General features: G+C 72.1%; 17 protein-coding genes. 6 read left to right on the top strand and 11 right to left on the bottom strand.

Annotation, left to right across the window (positions count from 1 at the left end):
• Window positions 1–169: 169 nt before the first annotated feature.
• Window positions 170–1192: an alcohol dehydrogenase catalytic domain-containing protein gene (locus tag OC490_RS07675; RefSeq protein WP_262057050.1), complete on the top strand. Its 1023-nt coding sequence runs from the start codon at window positions 170–172 to the stop codon at window positions 1190–1192.
• Here the strand turns inward: OC490_RS07675 and OC490_RS07670 are convergent.
• Window positions 1182–2186, bottom strand: a complete 1005-nt coding sequence (locus OC490_RS07670) for an LLM class flavin-dependent oxidoreductase (protein ID WP_262057049.1) — start codon at window positions 2184–2186, stop codon at window positions 1182–1184. The genes OC490_RS07675 and OC490_RS07670 overlap by 11 nt on opposite strands.
• 52 nt (window positions 2187–2238) lie before the next feature.
• Window positions 2239–2661: a (2Fe-2S) ferredoxin domain-containing protein gene (locus OC490_RS07665; protein ID WP_262057048.1), complete on the bottom strand. Its 423-nt coding sequence runs from the start codon at window positions 2659–2661 to the stop codon at window positions 2239–2241.
• A gap of 69 nt (window positions 2662–2730) precedes the next feature.
• On the opposite strand from OC490_RS07665, the gene OC490_RS07660 reads away from it, so the two are divergent.
• From OC490_RS07660 to OC490_RS07645, 4 genes are all read left to right on the top strand, one after another.
• Window positions 2731–3222: a hypothetical protein gene (locus OC490_RS07660; protein WP_262057047.1), complete on the top strand. Its 492-nt coding sequence runs from the start codon at window positions 2731–2733 to the stop codon at window positions 3220–3222.
• A 109-nt stretch (window positions 3223–3331) separates the two neighbouring features.
• Complete coding sequence (locus tag OC490_RS07655) at window positions 3332–3673, top strand: ArsR/SmtB family transcription factor (RefSeq protein WP_019068355.1); 342 nt, start codon at window positions 3332–3334, stop codon at window positions 3671–3673.
• A gap of 3 nt (window positions 3674–3676) precedes the next feature.
• Window positions 3677–4189 (top strand): SRPBCC family protein, encoded by a 513-nt coding sequence (locus tag OC490_RS07650; RefSeq protein ID WP_262057046.1) that lies wholly within the window; start codon window positions 3677–3679, stop codon window positions 4187–4189.
• On the top strand, window positions 4189–4857 hold the full coding sequence (locus tag OC490_RS07645; protein ID WP_262057045.1) for a dihydrofolate reductase family protein: 669 nt from the start codon (window positions 4189–4191) through the stop codon (window positions 4855–4857). Before OC490_RS07650 ends, OC490_RS07645 begins: the two co-directional genes overlap by 1 nt.
• Window positions 4858–4877: 20 nt before the next feature.
• On the opposite strand, the gene OC490_RS07640 is transcribed toward OC490_RS07645, so the two are convergent.
• The 5 genes from OC490_RS07640 to egtA all read right to left on the bottom strand — a co-directional run bounded on the left by OC490_RS07640 (window position 4878) and on the right by egtA (window position 9551).
• Window positions 4878–5093, bottom strand: coding sequence for a dodecin (locus OC490_RS07640; protein ID WP_019068358.1), 216 nt, complete (start codon window positions 5091–5093; stop codon window positions 4878–4880).
• A gap of 93 nt (window positions 5094–5186) precedes the next feature.
• Window positions 5187–6149: an L-histidine N(alpha)-methyltransferase gene (gene egtD / locus OC490_RS07635; RefSeq protein ID WP_262057044.1), complete on the bottom strand. Its 963-nt coding sequence runs from the start codon at window positions 6147–6149 to the stop codon at window positions 5187–5189.
• Window positions 6146–6919, bottom strand: coding sequence for an ergothioneine biosynthesis protein EgtC (gene egtC, locus OC490_RS07630; protein WP_262057043.1), 774 nt, complete (start codon window positions 6917–6919; stop codon window positions 6146–6148). Before egtC ends, egtD begins: the two co-directional genes overlap by 4 nt.
• Complete coding sequence (gene egtB / locus OC490_RS07625; RefSeq protein ID WP_262057042.1) at window positions 6919–8250, bottom strand: ergothioneine biosynthesis protein EgtB; 1332 nt, start codon at window positions 8248–8250, stop codon at window positions 6919–6921. The genes egtC and egtB overlap by 1 nt, the downstream gene beginning before the upstream one ends.
• Window positions 8247–9551, bottom strand: coding sequence for an ergothioneine biosynthesis glutamate--cysteine ligase EgtA (egtA, locus tag OC490_RS07620; protein WP_262057041.1), 1305 nt, complete (start codon window positions 9549–9551; stop codon window positions 8247–8249). Before egtA ends, egtB begins: the two co-directional genes overlap by 4 nt.
• Window positions 9552–9831: 280 nt before the next feature.
• On the opposite strand from egtA, the gene OC490_RS07615 reads away from it, so the two are divergent.
• Window positions 9832–10656: a TIGR02452 family protein gene (locus tag OC490_RS07615; RefSeq protein ID WP_262057040.1), complete on the top strand. Its 825-nt coding sequence runs from the start codon at window positions 9832–9834 to the stop codon at window positions 10654–10656.
• Window positions 10657–10660: 4 nt separating this feature from the next.
• Here the strand turns inward: OC490_RS07615 and OC490_RS07610 are convergent, their stop codons facing one another.
• The 4 genes from OC490_RS07610 to OC490_RS07595 all read right to left on the bottom strand — a co-directional run bounded on the left by OC490_RS07610 (window position 10661) and on the right by OC490_RS07595 (window position 14461).
• Window positions 10661–11107, bottom strand: coding sequence for a type II toxin-antitoxin system PemK/MazF family toxin (locus OC490_RS07610; RefSeq protein WP_262057039.1), 447 nt, complete (start codon window positions 11105–11107; stop codon window positions 10661–10663).
• A gap of 55 nt (window positions 11108–11162) precedes the next feature.
• Window positions 11163–12650, bottom strand: coding sequence for a flotillin family protein (locus tag OC490_RS07605; protein WP_262057038.1), 1488 nt, complete (start codon window positions 12648–12650; stop codon window positions 11163–11165).
• A 144-nt stretch (window positions 12651–12794) separates the two neighbouring features.
• Window positions 12795–13013, bottom strand: coding sequence for a hypothetical protein (locus OC490_RS07600; RefSeq protein WP_262057037.1), 219 nt, complete (start codon window positions 13011–13013; stop codon window positions 12795–12797).
• A gap of 2 nt (window positions 13014–13015) precedes the next feature.
• Complete coding sequence (locus OC490_RS07595; RefSeq protein WP_262057036.1) at window positions 13016–14461, bottom strand: amidase; 1446 nt, start codon at window positions 14459–14461, stop codon at window positions 13016–13018.
• Window positions 14462–14472: the final 11 nt, after the last annotated feature.

The raw sequence follows: 14472 nt of genomic DNA, 5'->3' as shown, positions 1-14472 counted from the left end.
CCGGCGAGTCTATGCGACCCCGCCGGGTGACGCCCGCCGACCTGCGGGGGTGCGGTGGTGCCTGTGCTGTGCCACGTTGGAAGACACGGAAAGCGGTCGCCGCAGAGTCGCGTGTGCCCACCGCCCTGCGCCTGACCAGGCCGTATTCGCATCCCTCCGGGAGACAGGTATGAGCAGTTATCGAGTCGCGCAAGTCGGTGCCGCCGGCGGTGAGTTCGAGGTCGTCGAGCGTGAGGTGCAGCAACCGGGCCCCGGCCATGTGCGGATCGCCGTGGAGGCGTGCGGGATCTGCCACAGCGACACCTTCTTCGTCGACGCCGGAGTGCCGGGCGTGCGGTTCCCGCTCGTCACCGGGCACGAGGTCGCCGGGCGGATCGACGCGCTCGGCGAGGGCACCGCGGACCGGGGCTGGCGGGTCGGCGACCGGGTGGCGGTCGGCTGGTTCGGCGGCAGCTGCGGCCACTGCACCCCTTGCCGGCAGGGCGACTTCATCGTCTGCGAGAACCTGAAGGTGCCCGGCTGGGCCTACGACGGCGGCTTCGCCGAAATGACCATCGCGCCCGTCGACGCGCTCGCCCGGATCCCCGAGGGCCTGTCGGCCAGTGCTGCCGCGCCCATGGGCTGTGCGGGCGTGACCACCTTCAACGGGCTGCGGCGCAGTTCGGCGGGGCCGGGCGACCTGGTGGCCGTACTCGGACTCGGCGGTCTCGGTCACCTGGGTGTGCAGTACGCGGTCGCGATGGGATTCGAGACCGTGGCGATCGCGCGCGGCGCCGAAAAGGCCGACTTCGCCAAGCAGTTGGGCGCGCACCACTATGTGGACAGCACGGCGGACACCGATGTCGCCGAGGCGCTGCGCGCGTTGGGCGGCGCGAAGGTGGTGCTGGCCACGGCGGGCAACGCCGACGCCGCCGCGGCGACCGTGGAGGGGCTGCGCCACCGCGGCGAGCTGGTGGTCATCGGCGCGGACAGCGCGCCGCTGGGGATCAGCCCGTTCCAACTGATCATGCCCGGCAAGGTGGTTCGGGGCCATCCGTCCGGCACCGCGCAGGACGTGCAGGACACCCTGGCCTTCAGCACCCTGCACGGCATCCGCCCGATGGTGGAGACCGTGCCCCTGGACCAGGCCGGCGAGGCCTATCAGCGGATGCTGTCCGGGGCCGCGCGTTTCCGGATGGTGCTCACCCCGTGAGCGAGGCGATGCGGGCGAGCCGCCGGTACGAGTCCAGCAGGGCTTCGCGGTCGTAGGTGCTGGTGGTGACGAGGACCTCGTCCGCGCCCGTCTCCTTCAGCACCGTCTCCAGCTCGTGGGCCACCTGCTCCTCGGTGCCCGCGAGCTGTCCGGTCAGCCCGGCCTCGTAGAAGCCGAACTCCTTGTCGGACATGGCCAGTTGCTCCACACGTTCGGCGGACGGCAGCGGCGGGAACGTGCCTTGGGTGCGCGAGTACGCCATGGACCACGCCTCCGGGACGAGGAGCCGTCGGGCCGCCTCGGGGGTGGCGGCCACGGCGATCGTCCCCGAGATGACGACATACGGCTGCGGGGCCCAGGGGGAGGGGCGGAAGCGGGCGCGGTAGTGGTCGATCCCGCGCCGCATCTTCTCCCGGTTGCGCAGGTCGCCGATCACCATCGGCAGACCGGCCCGGGCCGCGATATCAGCGCCCTCGCCCATCGCGAGCACGAACGGCGGAACGGCGAGGCCCTCCGAGGGGCGTGCGTGGGCGCCGGTGGGTGAGGTGCCGCGGAACCAGTCGAGGAGTCCGGCGAGTTGTACGGCGAAGTCGTCGGCGTCGCCCTTGTCGCGGCCCAGGGCCCGGCGCACGCCGTCGGTGAAGCCGACCGAGCGGCCCAGGCCCATGTCGATCCGGCCCGGGAACAGCGACTCCAGCACCCCGAACTGCTCCGCCACGATCAGGGGTTGGTGGTTGGGCAGCATCACCCCGCCCGTCCCGACCCGGATGGTCCGGGTGGCCGAGGCGACGGCGGCGGCCAGCACGGTCGGCGCGGAACCGGCGACCCCTGGCACACCGTGGTGCTCCGACACCCAGAACCGGTGATAGCCCAGGTCCTCGATCTCCCGCGCCAGCCGCACGGTGTCACGCAGCGCCTCGCCGGGCGGGTGGCCCTCGCGGGTGCGGGAGCGGTCGAGCACGGAGAAAGGGGTCGAGGCGATCAAGGAACTCACATCAGGTTCAACGCCCGCGCGTCCCCGGCATTCCCCGAGTCGCCCGGAGCGCTCAGCGCCGGGACCGGACGCGTGCGTCCCGGGGCGGGTCGATGAACTGCAGCTCCAGCGTCACGGGCGGCTCCGCGAGCCCCGGCCCGCCCGCCGCCGCCCACTCCAGCACTTCCTCCGTGCAGTCGTCGTCCATCGCGAACCCGACCCAGGTCGGCCGCCCGCCGGCCCGCCGCCCCGCGGCCGACGGCTGCACCACGATCACGTTGGCCTGGTCGCACGGGCCGAGACAGTCCGTCGTACGCACCGCGAAACCGTGCTCGGCGGCCCCCGACCGCAGCCGTTCCAACTGCCAGGCGTGGTCCGTGCCCGGGTGCTTGCGCGGGTCGCCGCAGCAGCAGCCCCGGCAGACGACCAGGGTGCAGGGCCGTTCTCGGGCGGCGCCTATGAGGAACGTACGGGGAGCGGGAGTTGGGGCAGACATACGAGAAGCATGAGGCCACGGCCTCGGGCGGTCGCTGCCGGGGTGCGGGGGGCTGTCTAAGGTGGCCCGGTGACAGCTGACAGCAGGCGGCCCCTCGCCGTGTTCGACCTCGACAACACCCTCGCCGACACGGCCCACCGGCAGCGGTTCCTGGAGAACAGGCCGCGCGACTGGGACGGCTTCTTCGGCGCCGCGTCACAGGACCCGCCGTTGGCGGAGGGCGTCGCACTCGCCCTGGAGTGTGCCGAGGAGTGCGAGGTCGTCTATCTGACCGGGCGGCCCGAGCGCTGCCGACGCGACACCCTCGACTGGCTCGCCGCGCAGGGGCTGCCCGAGGGGCGGGTCTTCATGCGGCGCAACGACGACCGCAGGCCCGCTCGCCGCACCAAGCTGGAGATCCTCAAGCGGCTGGCCCGGGACCGGGACATCCGGGTTCTGGTGGACGACGACGAGCTGGTGTGCGACGACGCCGAGCGGGCCGGGTTCAGGGTCGTACGAGCCCGCTGGACCGCCCCCTCCGCCGCGCTGGAGGCGGCGCAGGAGGGCGAGGGCCGGACCTGAGAGGGGACCTGCGAGGGGACCTGAGAGGGCGCTGCCCGCGCCGTCCGACAGGACCCGCGCCGTCTCCGGTCGACTTGACGCATTCCCATATCGGCATACGATGGCTGTCATGGCACGAGCAGCGACGACGTCGGACGTCTTCAACGCGATCGCCGAACCGCAGCGGCGGGAGATCCTGGCGCTGCTGCGGGCGGGTGAGCGGCCGGTGACCGAGTTGGCGCACGAGCTGGGGATGAGCCAGCCGGGGGCGTCCAAGCATCTGCGGGTGCTCCGGGAGGTCGGGCTGGTCCGGGTCCGTGAGGCGGGCAAGCAGCGCCTCTACGGCCTGGATGCCCGCGGACTGCGGCCCGTCCACGAGTGGGCCGGCGGGTTCGAGCGGTTCTGGAACGAGAGTTTCGACCGGCTCGACACCTATGTGCAGGACCTCAAGCAGGCACGGCAGGAGGACTGACCGATGGCAGGGACAAGGCAGGAAACGGGGGCGGGGGCGGAGTCGCCTACGGCCGACCGGGAGATCGTGATCTCCCGGGTCGTCGACGCTCCGCGGGAGCTGGTGTTCGAGGCGTTCACCGAGGTCCGGCATCTGTCGCGGTGGTGGGGTCCGGACGGGTTCACCACCACCACGCGGTCCTTCGAGTTCCGCGAGGGCGGGGAGTGGGTCTTCGTCCTGCACGGCCCGGACGGGACCGACTACTCCGAGTGGATCCGCTGGGCGCGCATCGTCCCGCCGGAGCGGATCGAGCTGCTGCACGGTGAGACCCGCGACGACCCGAACGCCTTCGAGTCGGTCCTGACCTTCGCGGCGGACGGCGCGGCGACCCGGCTCGTCATGCGCACGGTGTTCCCCACCAAGGAACTGCGCGACGAGGCGGCCGAGAAGTACCACGCGATCGAGGGCGGCAACCAGACCCTGAGCAGCCTGGCGGCCTACGTCACCGACCTCGCGCGGAAGGCGGTGGAGGGCTGATGGCCGGCAAGGTGTTCTTCAGCGTGTCGATGTCCCTGGACGGCTTCGTCGCACCCGAGCCCGTGCCCGACCAGGACGAGCTCTTCGCGCCCGAGAGACGGGACGATCCGGATGTCCGGCGCTGGCTGGCGCAGTGGACGGAGCTGCAGCAGTGGGTGTTCCCGCTGCGGTTCTTCCGGGAGAACCTGAAGCTGGGCGAGGGCGGCGAGGAGGGCCTCGACAACGACATGGCGCGGGAGACGTTCGGACGCACCGGCGCGAGCGTGATGGGCAGGCGCATGTTCGACCTCGGCGAGCGGTCATGGCCGGAGGAGGCGCCCTTCCACACCCCGGTCTTCGTGGTGACGCACACCAAGCGCGACCCGTGGGAGCGGCCCGGCGGCACCACGTTCCACTTCGTCGACGACGGCATCGAGCACGCCCTCGACCGGGCCCGTGAGGCCGCCGGCGACCGCGACGTGCGCATCGCCGGCGGCGGCGCGACGATCCTGGAGTACCTGAACGCGGGCCTGGTCGACGAGTTCTCGATCACGCTGTCACCGGTGCTCTTCGGCAGCGGCACCCGTCTGTTCGACGGCGTGGACGCGTCCAGGATCGCGCTGGAGCCGCTCCGTTCGCAGCCGTCGTCGCGGGTGACGCACCTGACCTACGCGGTGCGCCGACGGTAGCCGCAATACGACTCCGGCCGTCAGTCCTCGTCCTCGATGCGGAAGCCGACCTTCAGGCCGACCTGGTAGTGCTCGATCTGCCCGTTCTCGATCTGGCCCCTGACCTGCGTCACCTCGAACCAGTCGAGGCTGCGCAGGGTCTGCGCGGCGCGGGCGACGCCGTTGCGGATGGCCTGGTCGATGCCCTCGTGAGAGGTGCCGACGATCTCGGTGACCCGGTACGTGTGGTTGGACATGCGGGTACTCCTCTCGGCCGTGACGGGCGCGTCACGCGTCACTCCACCGTGCCCCAAGGTGCGGCGGTACGCGAGACGGCCCGTCACCCGATGTCAGTTCACCACGCTCAGTGACAGCGCGAAGCGGCCCTCCCGGTCGGTCCACCAGTGGGCCAACTCCAGCCCGGCCGCCGCCAGTTCGGTCCGCACGCCCTCCTTGCGGAACTTCGCCGAGATCTCGGTGCGCAGTTCCTCGCCGGCCGCGAAGTCGACGGCGAGATCGAGCGCCGGGATCTTCACGGTCTGGTCCGTGCGGGACCGCAGCCGCATCTCGATCCACTCGTTGTCGGCGTCCCAGAGGGCCACGTGGTCGAAGGCGGTGACGTCGAAGTCGGCGCCCAGCTCACGGTCGACCACGGTCAGGACGTTCTTGTTGAACGCGGCCGTCACCCCGGCCGCGTCGTCGTACGCCCTGACCAGGACCTGTTCGTCCTTGACCAGGTCCGTGCCGAGCAGCAGCGCGTCGCCGGGTGAGAGCAGCGCGCGGAGGCCGGCGAAGAACGTGGCGCGTTCGGCAGGCAGCAGGTTGCCGATCGTGCCGCCGAGGAACGCCAGCAGCCGGGGACCCGGTGTCTCCGGGAGGGCCAGGGCGCCGGTGAAGTCGGCGATCAGGGCGTGCACGTCGAGACCCGGGCGCTCCTCGATGAGGGCGTGCCCGGCCTGGGTGAGCGCGCTCTCGCTGACGTCGACCGGGACGTACACGGCCAGGTCGGTGAACGCGTCGAGGAGATGGCGCGTCTTGTCCGAGGAGCCGGAGCCCAGCTCGACGAGCGTCCGGGCGCCGGTCGCGGCGGCGATCTCGCCGGCCCGGTCGATGAGGATCTCCCGTTCCGCGCGGGTCGGGTAGTACTCGGGCAACTCGGTGATCCGCTCGAAGAGTTCGCTGCCGTGGGCGTCGTAGAACCACTTCGGCGGGAGGGTCTTCGGGGTGCGGGTGAGGCCTTCCAGGACGTCGGCGCGCAGGGCCGCGTCGGTGGCGTCCTCGGGCAGGGTGCGGGTGAGAAGGAACGGGCTCACGTACGGGGCTCCTTCGATGGTGCGAGGTCTTTCAGGGGGGTGAGGAGGACCTCGGCGCGGTTCGCGGTGAGCAGAGTGCGGTCGGGGACCTCCTGCCAGTGCGGGTCGTCGTCGTAGGGCTCGGAGGCCACGACCGTGCGGCGGCCGGGCTCCGAGAGGTACCAGAGGGTGTCGCCCCAGGCTGTCGCGGCGATCGAATCGCCGTTGGTGAGAAGGAGGTTGAGACGGGAGCCGGGGGCGGCACGGGCGACCTCCACCACCGTGTCGGCCAGCGCCTGGCCCTCCTCGTCGCCCGCCCGCAGCCGGCCCAGGACCAGCGCCCAGACCAGCGCCGAGTCGCAGCGGGCCTCAAGGGACAACAGGTCGACCGGGGGCAGGCGTTGGGCGAGAGCGGCGAGCGTCCGGGGCCAGCCGGTGACGGCGCCGTTGTGGCTGAACAGCCAGGGGCCCGCTGCGAACGGCGCCGCCGCGGCCTCCCCGTCCGCGCCCGCGAACGTGGCGTCCCGCACGGCGGCCAGCAGCGCCCCCGAGCGGACCACCCGGGCCAGGTCGGCGAAGGACTGGTCGCCCCAGATGGGTACGGCCCGCCGGTAGCGGCCCGGCACCGGGTCGCCCTCGGCGTACCAACCCACCCCGAAACCATCGGCGTTGACCGTCCCGTGCCGTTGGCGTCGGGGTTCCCAGGACTGGCGGTACAGGCTGTGCTCGGGTTCCACGAGGAGCCGGCCGAGCGGCTCCTCGGGTCCCAGGTACGCCAGATGGCGGCACATCAGACGGCCCCCGAGCGGGCCGTACGGAATCCGGAGAAGATCTGCCGCCGGATCGGATAGTCCCAGTTGCGGAACGTGCCCCGGCAGGCCACCTCGTCCACGGCGAACGAACCGCCCCGCAGCACCTTGTACTCAGGGCCGAAGAACACCTCCGAGTACTCCTTGTACGGGAACGCCCTGAACCCCGGGTAGGGCAGGAAGTCGCTCGACGTCCACTCCCACACGTCACCGATCAACTGCCGTACGCCCAGCGGTGATTCGCCCGCCGGATAGCTTCCGGCGGGGGCCGGGCGCAGATGGCGCTGGCCGAGGTTGGCGTGTTCCGGTGCCGGGTCGGCGTCGCCCCACGGGTAGCGCATCGAGCGGTCGTTCACCGGGTCGTGGCGGGCCGCCTTCTCCCACTCCACCTCGGTGGGCAGCCGCCGTCCGGCCCAGCGGGCGTAGGCGTCGGCCTCGTACCAGCAGACGTGCAGGACGGGCTCGTCGGGCGGCACGGCCTCCGTCGCGCCGAAGTGGCGCCGCAGCCACTGCTTGCCGTCCTTGCGCCAGAACAGCGGCGCGACAACGGAGTTGCGGCGGATGTGCGCCCAGCCCTCCTTCGTCCACCAGCGCGGGTCGTCGTAGCCGCCGTCCTCGATGAACGCCAGATACGCGCCGTTGGTCACCGGGGTCGTGTCGATGTGGAAGGGCGCCACCTCGCGCCGGTGCGCGGGCTTCTCGTTGTCCAGCGCCCATGGCTCGGCGGAGGTGCCCATTGTGAACGGGCCGCCGGGGACGAGGACTTCGGCCGGGCCGGTGAAGAGAAGCATCGGGTCCGGGTCCGGAGCCGTCAACGCCTGTGGCCCCGTGCGGAGCTGATGGGTGATCAACATCGTTTCGTCGTGCTGCTGTTCGTGCTGGGCGACCATCCCGAAGGCGAAGCCCGCCTCCGTCAGCCGCGACCCGCGGAACGCCGAATCGGCCAGTACGTCCGTCACCCGGCCGCGCACCTCGGCCGCGTACTGCCGGGCCTCCGCGGGCGGCAGCAGCGGCAGCGAGGGGCGTTCGGAGCGCGGGTGCTCGAACGCGTCGTAGAGGCCGTCGATGTCGGGCCGCATCGCGTCCCGGCCGCCGACGGCCCGCAGCAGCCACAGCTCCTCCTGGTTGCCGATGTGTGCGAGGTCCCAGACCAGCGGGGACATCAACGGCGAGTGCTGGGCGGTGAGTTCGGGCTCGTCCACACAGCTCGTCAGGAGCGTGGTGCGGTCCCGGGCCGTGGTGAGGGTGGTCAACGCCCGTTCCCTGAGCGCCTCGATATCGATGTCATCAACGGTGGTGTCGGCGTCGGTCATGTGCGGATGTCCTTCCCGTGCGGGCGGTTGTCGGTGCCACGCACGCGGTCGAGCAGATCGTCGGCGGGGCAGCGGCCCCGGATGACATAGCGGTCGAAGTACGCGCGGACGGCGTCCGTGACCTCGGAGCTCGCGCCCAGCCGGGGCAGCGCCTCCAGCGCCGTCGCGAAGCACACGAGCGCCACCTCGTGCAGCTCCGGGTCGGACAGCCCGTAGCGGGCCGCGTCGATCCACAGCGGATTGTGCGGCGCGGGCAGCCCCAGGGACCGTTCGGCCAGCGGCGTCACCGCCCGGTACGCCGTCTCGGCGGCCTCCGGGTCGTCGAACAGCGCCGTCGTCACGGCCAGCGGCACGATCCAGCCGTCGTCCCCGGGCTGCGCGTCGATCATGCGCAGTTCGAGATGGCCCCGCGGTCTGACCGGCGGAAACAGGGTGGTGAGGTGGTAGTCGAGGTCGTCACGGGTCGGGGGTGTCGACGACCGGGTCCACTCCCGGAAGGTGAGCCCCTCGGGCACGTCCCACGGGCCGTCCTCGCGCCGGACGCACATCACCGGCGAGTCCAGCACGTGCTCCGCCCAGGCGCCGCGCGGTTCCGCGTCCAGCGGGGGCGCGCCCGCCCGCCCGGGGCCGATCTCCATCCAGATCAGCTGCCGGGAGGAACGCCAGCCCGTGGGGCTGCGGCCGACCAGCGGGGAGTTGGCGAACGCGGCCACCAGCACCGCGCCCAGTTGGTGCGCCAGCCACCAGCGCCGCCCGTGGCCGAGCGGTCCCGGCTCCTCGTAGCCCGCGTCCAGGCACACCTGCACGGATGCCGAGGTGCACATCATGCGGCGGCCGGCGGGGCCGGTGCGGTCGAGGCAGCGCTCCATGGCGTCGTAGCGCGGCTCGTGCAGGAACCGGCGCGGCGGGTGCCAGGGGTCGTGGCCGACGCCGACCAGCCCCAGGTTGTCGCGGGCCAGCACCGCGCGGACGGTGTCGAGGTCTTCGGCGACGGAACCGATGCACTCCATCAGGGAGGTGGCGGGCGACGAGCTGAGTTCCAGCTGGCCGCCGGGCTCGACGGTGAGCGCCGACCTCAGGTGCACGGTCTTCAACGCGGCGTAGGCCGCTTCGAGTCGTTCGGGTGTCACGGGGAGCTGCGGCAGCCGCAGCTCGTGGACGAGCCATTCCACTTCGACCCCGAGCGTGCGGGGCGGACCGGTCTTGAAGCAGATGCCCCTGACCAGGGCCTCCACCTCGGGTTCGGTGACCGCGGTACGGGGCTCCGTACAGTCGCTACAGTCACTTGCCGTATCGGACATGTCGGGATCCTCCTGAGATTCCACCATGCCACCGGCCCGGTTTCGGTTGGGCCCGGGCCGGCACACTCGTACCACCCAAGACCCTCGCGCCCCGTCGCACAAGGGTGCGTATCGGCACGTTCGGGATCGGTAATCTCCGGTTCGCCGGCCGTTCGCGGAGCCCGGAAACTCCGTTGCACCGCACGACCAGCATCGCTCACGATGCATGTATGAGCACGACGGGGGAGAACACGGGGGAGATCGCGGGGCGCGCGCTCATGGCGTACACGGGGGTTATGCCATGAGCGCGCGTCTGCGCGGCATCGCGCGGCAGACCGAAGAGATCGTCGCGGCCGGGGGCTACCGCACGGCGGACGGGCGCGAGGTGTCCATCGCCGCGGAGACCGCGGCGGCCCGGGCGGGCACCCGCCTGCACGGACCGGAGCCGGTGCGCATACCGGTCTTCTCGCCGGCGGACACGTTCATCGAGGTCACGGGGGAGAGCAGCCTGGAGGCCGCCCGCCGGCTCACCGGCCCGGTCGCCGTGCTGAACTTCGCCTCGGCCCGCAATCCGGGCGGCGGTTTCCTCAACGGAGCCCAGGCCCAGGAAGAGGCGCTGTGCCGCGCCTCCGCGCTGTACACCTGCCTGCTCGAGGCCCGCGGCTTCTACGACCACCACCGCGCCCACCGCGATCCGTTCTACACGGACCGGGTCATCCACTCACCGGCCGTCCCCGTCTTCCGCGACGACAAGGGCCGCCTGCTGGACGAGCCGTACCCCGCGGGCTTCCTGACCGCCGCCGCGCCGAACGCCGGGGTCGTGCTGCGCACGGCACCGGAGCGCGCGGCCGAGCTGCCGCAGGCCGTCGCCGTCCGGGCGGAGCGGGTGCTGGAGACGGCGCTCGCGCACGGCTACCGCCGGCTGGTCCTGGGGGCCTGGGGCTGCGGGGTGTTCCAGAACGACCCGGCGCAGGTCGCGGACGCCTTCCACACGCTGCTCGGGCCGGGCGGACGGTTCGCCGGGGCCTTCGAGCACGTGGTGTTCGGCGTCCTGGATCGCACACCGGGTGCCGCGGTCCGGGACGCCTTCGTACGGGCCTTTCCGGAGCCTCAGCTCCAGAAGTAGCCGCTCAGGTCCAGCCGTAGCGCTCGTGCAGCCGGTGGCGGACGAGGTTGAAGCGCATCTGGTCGATGGCGCACGCCTCGCGGCGCATGCCGTCCTCGTGCAGCCGCAGGATGCGGTCCACGTCGACCCAGGAGTCGCGGCCCGACTTGTCCCACGGGCCGCTGCCGATCGCCACCCACTCGCGGTCGGCGTCGTGCCGCTTGCTGGAGAGCTGGACGGCGAGCAGTGTCCCACCGGGCTCACGGGCCACGACGAGCACCGGGCGGTCCTTGCCCCGGCCGTCGTTCTCCTCGAACGGCACCCAGGTCCAGACGATCTCACCGGGGTCGGGATCCCCGTCGTGCGCGGGGGAGTACTCGGTACGCACCTTGCCGACCTCGCGCGGGTCGGCCTCGGTGGTGGCGGAGGGGCCGTAGCGGCCCGGGACGTTCTCATCGGTAAACGCGGTCACGGGGGGCACCTTAGAGGGTGTCCCCCGCGACCCGTACGTCAGCCTCCCGTTGACGTCACTTCTCGTCCTTCTCCACCGGCACCTTCTGCGACGGCGGTGCCGCGCTCCCGTTCAGGGCCGAAGTCCCGTTCGTGGGCTGGCCGTTCTGGTTCATCGAGGAGAGCAGCTGACGGGCCAGACCGAGGCCCGTGCCGCCCATCGTGAGCGCCTTGGCGAGCATCTCCGCCATGCCGTCGGCCCCGTTGAGGACCACCATGTTGTCGACGCTGCCGAACGCGGACGCGCCGGCCTTCACGATCTCCGGCCAGTTCTCGGCGAGTTGCTGGGCGACCACCGCTTCCTGGTTCTCGGCGAGGGCCGCGGCCCGCGCCTTGATGGCCTCCGCCTCGGCGAGACCCTGGGCCCGGGTCGCCTCGGCGGCGGCCAGACCCTTCGCCTGCGCGGCTGCCGCCTCGGCCTCACCGGTGGCCCTGGTCGCCGTCGCTGCGGCGGCACCGCGTGCCTGGGTCGCCTCGGCCTCGGCGATCGCGGCCGTCTTGATCCGGCTCGCCTCGGCCGTGGCCGCCAGTTCGGTCTCCTTGGCCTTGGCCTGTGCGGCGGAGATCCGCGCGTCACGCTCGGCCTCGGCACGGGCCCGGGTCTCGTACGCCTGGGCGTCCGCGGGCTTGCGGACGTCCGCCTGGAGCTGCTGTTCCCGGCGCAGGGCGTCGAGTTCGGCGATCCGGGTCTCCTGTACGACGACGTCCTGCCGGGCGGCGGCGTCCGCGAGCGGTCCGGCCTGCCGGGCCTTCGCCGCCGCCTTGTCCCGCTCGGCCTGGTAGCCGGCCTGGAGGATCTCGCTGTCCCGGGTGGCCTCCGACATCCGTGCCGCGGCCTTCTGCTCGGCCTCGGTGGCCAGCCGGTTGGCCTCGGCCTGCGCGATGCGCGCGTCCCGCTGCACGGCGGCGGCGTGCGGCATCGCGAGGTTCTTGATGTACCCGGTCGGGTCCTCGATCTCGTGGATCTGCAGCGAGTCCACGATCAGGCCCAGCTTCTCCATCTCCGTACCGCACGCGGCACGGGTCTGGCCGGTCAGCTTCTCCCGGTCGCGGATCATGTCCTCGACCGTCAACCCGCCCACGATGGACCGGAGATGACCGGCGAACACGTTGTGCACCCGCTCCGACATCATCTTCTGCTGGTCGAGGAAACGACGGCCCGCGTTGGCGATCGACACGAAGTCGTCGCCCACCTTGAAGATGACCACGCCCCGCACCTTGAGCGGAATGCCCTGGGTGGTCACGCAATCCACGTGCAGTTCGGTCTCGTTGAGGTCCAGCGAGATCTTGCGCACCGCCTGCACACCGGGCAGCACCAGCGTGCCGCGCCCCGTGACGATGCGGAACCCCATGCCCTCTTCGAGGCCTTCGGTACGGTGTTTCGAGCCCGAGATGATGAGTGCCTCGTTGGGCTCGGCGACTCGCCACATCGACTTGAACAGACCGATCAGTACGAGGACGGCGACAAGCGCCACCCCCGCTACGACGCCGATGACCATCGGCATACGCCCCCTAGTGATGGTGCCCTTTCGGCACCGAACGAAGGGAGTGTGCGCCTGTGCGACACCGCGGTACAGACGTTGACGGATCCTTGTTGCAATCTTGACGCGAACACCCTTGAAACGGCTCTCACCTGCGGGGGAGCACGCTCAACTGTCGTACGCCGCTGTTACGTAGACGGTACGTGGCGGGAGATATTCCACGACCATCACCACGGTGCCCCGCTCGATCCGGTCGGTGCCCGTGGCGGCGTACGCGAGGAAGTGCTCGGCGCCGCCGCGCACCCGGACGATCACCTCGCCGACGAGCCCGGGTCCGACCGCCCCCGTGACCCGCCCCATCAGCCCGACCATCGACGCATCGTCCATGGTCACAGGGTACGGGCCGAAGTGGCCTGTGCCGCCGGGTAATCCGCGCCGATCGGCTCCGGCCGCCGCTCGTGCCAGCGCAGCTCGGCCTCCAGCTGGGCGGCCAGCGACAGCAGGAGGGGTTCGCTGTTCGCCGGGCCCAACAGCTGGGCGCCGACGGGGAGTCCGTCGGCGACGAACCCGGCGGGGACGTTGACGCCGGGCCAGCCGAGGATGTTCCACGGCCAGGCGTACGGACAGGCGGCGATCATCGCGCGGTCGGTGGCCAGTCCGTCCAGGTCGAGCAGTGCGCCGACGAGCGGCGGGGGAGCGGCAGTTGTCGGTGCGAGGACCAGGTCGTACATCCCGAAGAACGCGCCGAACCGGTCGTGCAGGGTCGCCTCCGCGCGCCGGGCCGCCCGCAGCGGGGCCCCGCCGAGCAGTCGGCCGAGGCGAGCGGCGTCCAGGGTGCGGCGGTCGAGGAGCCCGGGGTGCGGTGCCTCGCGGACCCGCTCGGCGAGACCGACGGTGGCCCGGGGGAGGAAGGTCAGCCCGATCCGGCCGTAGGGCGGGTCATCCGCTACGACCGTGTGGCCCAACCGGGTCAGTTTCTCGGCGAGTTCGAGCACCCGAGCCCGTACCTCCGGTCGCAGCCGGGCGGGCAGCGCGGTGAACGGCGGCTTCAGGGAGAGCGCGATGCGCAGTCGGCCGGGGTCGCGGTCCACGGCCTCGGACATCCGCAGCGCGGGCGGCCGGTGCGGGTCCTGGGCGTGATTGCCGCTCGCCGCGTCCAGGAGCAGGGCCGCGTCCGCGACCGTACGGGCCAGGGTGCCGTTGACCGTGATGCCCTGGAAGGACTCGCCGCGCGGCCAGGTCGAGATCCGGCCGCGCTGCGGTTTGACGCCGATGAGGTGGGTCCAGGAGGCCGGGATGCGCACCGATCCCGCGCCGTCCGAGCCGAGCGCGGCCGGGACCAGGCCCGCGGCGACCGCCGCCGCCGAGCCGCCGGACGAACCCCCGGGTGTGTGACGGGAGTTCCACGGATTGCGGGTCGCCCCGAACGCGGGTCCCTCGGTGAACGGCCACTGCCCGAGCTCGCAGGTGTTGGTCTTCCCGACGATCACGGCACCGGCCGCCCGCAGCCGTCGTACCGCCTCGCCGTCCTCGGCCGCCGGCGGGAACTCGCCCCGGCAGCCGAAGGCGGTCGGCTCGCCCGCCACGTCCGTGTCGTCCTTGACGGCGACCGGTACGCCGAGCAGCAACTTGCGGACTCCGGCGGCCAGTTCGCGGTCCGCCGTGTCGGCCTCGGCGAGCGCGGCCTCCCGCCGTACGACCCGAAAGGCGTTCAGGGAGGCCTGGGTTGCCTCGATCCGGTCCAGTGCCTGCTCGGTCAGGGCCCGTGACGTCACCTCCCCGGCGGCCAGCGCGCGGGCGGACTCGGCCAGGCCTGGGGAACGGTCGGGCGTCATGGCGGCACCTC

Source organism: Streptomyces sp. STR69 (assembly GCF_024519455.1).
In the GTDB taxonomy this organism is placed as follows: Bacteria; Actinomycetota; Actinomycetes; order Streptomycetales; family Streptomycetaceae; genus Streptomyces.
This window is presented reverse-complemented; position numbering and strand designations above follow the sequence as displayed.

Coding starts and splice junctions, on each gene's coding strand:
- OC490_RS07645 (WP_262057045.1), top strand. CDS start 4,189: ATGGCCGGCAAGGTGTTCTTCAGCGTGTCGATGTCCCTGGACGGCTTC.
- OC490_RS07605 (WP_262057038.1), bottom strand. CDS start 12,650: ATGCCGATGGTCATCGGCGTCGTAGCGGGGGTGGCGCTTGTCGCCGTC.
- OC490_RS07595 (WP_262057036.1), bottom strand. CDS start 14,461: ATGACGCCCGACCGTTCCCCAGGCCTGGCCGAGTCCGCCCGCGCGCTG.
- OC490_RS07600 (WP_262057037.1), bottom strand. CDS start 13,013: ATGGACGATGCGTCGATGGTCGGGCTGATGGGGCGGGTCACGGGGGCG.
- OC490_RS07655 (WP_019068355.1), top strand. CDS start 3,332: ATGGCACGAGCAGCGACGACGTCGGACGTCTTCAACGCGATCGCCGAA.
- egtB (WP_262057042.1), bottom strand. CDS start 8,250: ATGACCGACGCCGACACCACCGTTGATGACATCGATATCGAGGCGCTC.
- OC490_RS07640 (WP_019068358.1), bottom strand. CDS start 5,093: ATGTCCAACCACACGTACCGGGTCACCGAGATCGTCGGCACCTCTCAC.
- egtC (WP_262057043.1), bottom strand. CDS start 6,919: ATGTGCCGCCATCTGGCGTACCTGGGACCCGAGGAGCCGCTCGGCCGG.
- egtA (WP_262057041.1), bottom strand. CDS start 9,551: ATGTCCGATACGGCAAGTGACTGTAGCGACTGTACGGAGCCCCGTACC.
- OC490_RS07615 (WP_262057040.1), top strand. CDS start 9,832: ATGAGCGCGCGTCTGCGCGGCATCGCGCGGCAGACCGAAGAGATCGTC.
- OC490_RS07675 (WP_262057050.1), top strand. CDS start 170: ATGAGCAGTTATCGAGTCGCGCAAGTCGGTGCCGCCGGCGGTGAGTTC.
- OC490_RS07650 (WP_262057046.1), top strand. CDS start 3,677: ATGGCAGGGACAAGGCAGGAAACGGGGGCGGGGGCGGAGTCGCCTACG.
- OC490_RS07665 (WP_262057048.1), bottom strand. CDS start 2,661: ATGTCTGCCCCAACTCCCGCTCCCCGTACGTTCCTCATAGGCGCCGCC.